This is a genomic window from Rahnella sp. NRRL B-41462 (genome assembly GCF_003263525.1).
GTDB classification, from domain to species: Bacteria; Pseudomonadota; Gammaproteobacteria; order Enterobacterales; family Enterobacteriaceae; genus Rahnella; species Rahnella aceris.
Window position 1 is genome coordinate 1 of record NZ_JYDF01000188.1, and the last position, 697, is coordinate 697.

General features: G+C 52.4%; 1 protein-coding gene. It reads right to left on the reverse strand.

What is annotated here, in order from left to right; genetic code table 11:
- Window positions 1-697 (reverse strand): DUF3418 domain-containing protein (locus UC14_RS26505; protein WP_157962171.1); only part of this gene is annotated, 697 nt, incomplete at both ends.

Consider the following 697-nt stretch of genomic DNA (forward strand, 5'->3'; position numbering starts at 1 on the left):
AATAGCGCAGCGTATCCGGCAGACGTTTCCAGCCATTTTGCGTCACGAAACCGCGATAAATCAGGCCGGACATCTGGGTTTTGATATCTGAAAGCGCCAGCGCCATGTTGATATCGATCCGTCCTTTCAGCCGTTTATTGATGCTGAAAACGGTCGTCAGAATTTGCTCCACCTGAATCGCAATCTGCACCACCGTATCATTCAGGTTGGCGCGCACGTGCTCATGCAGTTTTGCGAAATCTTCTTCACGCCACACCAGCCCGCCGGACTCCGCAATCAGTTTGTCGATGCCGCAGGAAATGCAGTCGTCAATCAGATCCAGCACTTTGCCATACGGGTTAAAATACAGCCCCAGTTTGGCTTTGTTCGGCAACTTCTCATGCAGGTATTTGACCGGTGAAGGAATGTTCAGCAGCAGCAGACGTCGCATTCCGCTGAGCATTGCCTGTTGCTGTTCCAGTTCACTGTCAAACAGGCGGATCGCTACGCTGTCTTTCTCATCCACAATCGCCGGATAAGCTTTTACTTCATAGCCGCCGCGCTTTTGTTCGTAGCGTTCCGGTAAGGTACCAAAGCTCCAGACATGCAGATCGCGTTGTTCGATACCGTCATCAGCCACCGCAGAAAGCGTTTGCTGAACCTGCTCTTTCAGGCCAGATTTCAGCGCGGCCAGGTCTTTGCCCTCGCGCAGCGTTTT